This is a genomic window from Microbacterium neimengense (assembly GCF_054782995.1).
Window position 1 is genome coordinate 1 of record NZ_BAAGRK010000011.1, and the last position, 1,493, is coordinate 1,493.

The window sequence follows — 1,493 nt, forward strand, 5'->3', positions numbered from 1 at the left end:
CTAAAGACAATGTATATTTTAACAACCCCCAGATTAAGCCTTATAAAAACTTATAAAATGTTAAACACCCGGGGCGGTGAGCCGCCCCTGGCCCACGGGTCAGGGCCGAGCCTTGCCCTATCCCAAGGAGTAAGGGCCGGCGCCCCTGATATTTATTGATAAAATAATTTTAAGGGTTTTAGTTAGTTTTGGGGGAGGAACTTATTGTTCCCCCGGTAATAACCATTCAGCCACTCGTTCCCGAACGGCTACCTTGTTATGACTTCAGACCAGTCGTTTACTATCCTTGGATGTTTTTAGACAACTTCAGGTATAGCTTACTCCCAGCCCGTGACAGGCAGTTAGTAGATCTTGAAGCTTTAATTTCACCGTGACGTGGTGATTCACGATTACTAGCAATTCCTAATTCATGAGCTCGAGTTACAGAGCTCAATCCACAAAGGGGAAATTTGGGGATTACCTCCAAGTTACCTTATTGGATCCTTTTGTATTCCCCCTAGCTGCACGTCTGTAGCCCACTCCATAAGGGCCATGAGGGCTTGTCTTAGTCCCAATTATTCCAGTTTATCACTGGATGCTCAACTAGATATTAACTAGTTGCAGGGGTTTTGTTCGTTATGCGGACTTAACCTTACATCTCACGACACGAACTGAAGACAGCCATGCAACGCCTGTGTAGCATTCAAGGAGTGGTAAGATGTTGTGCGGATCATCACATTAAACAACATGCTTCANACTTTTGGGTTTCAACCTTGCGGCAGTACTCCCCAGGTGGAGTGCTTTAATCTACATTTATAGACTGATTAATAACCAATCTAAGGCACTCATCGTTTACGGTATGGACTACACGGGTCTCTAATCCGTTTTGCTCCCCATACTTTCGTACCTCAGCGTCAGTGTTTAGTTAGAAAGAAGCCTTCGCCTTAAGCGGTCTTCCGAGGATCAACAGATTCCATCCCTACTCTCGGAGTTCCTCTTTCCTCCATTACACTCTAGTTTCATAGTTACTGAAAAGCTCTTATTCATTTAGTTCGATACCTTCCAGTCTTATGATACAGCCTACGTACCCTTTAGACCCATTAATGATGAATAATGCTTACCCCTCTCGTATTACCGCGACTGCTGGCACGAGATTGGTCGGGATTAATAGGAAAGTACAGTCATTATCCTCCTTTCCGTTAGGACTTTATCAAATTAATGTATCCGTCCTTCTAGGTGACTGGTTCAGCCTTTCGGCCATTGACCAAGATTCCGCACTGCTGCCGATACTTTGCTCGTGTGGGCCTTTCTCATTCCCACTGTGGTTGATCGTCCTCTCAGACCAACTATAGATCATTGGCTTGGTAAGCCGTTACCTTACCAACTACCTAATCTATTCAATAGGTACATCCATAGGCGGAATTAATCCTTTTTAATATTTGGTATTCCACCAATCCTATGGGTAGCTTGCCTATTCATTACTCACCCGTTCGCCATGTTCAAATACAAGTATT

General features: G+C 44.2%; 1 rRNA gene. It reads right to left on the minus strand.

The annotated features are described in order from the left end of the window. Nucleotides 1-214: 214 nt before the first annotated feature. Nucleotides 215-1,493 (minus strand): 16S ribosomal RNA (locus ACYVJS_RS10450); the annotation flags it as partial.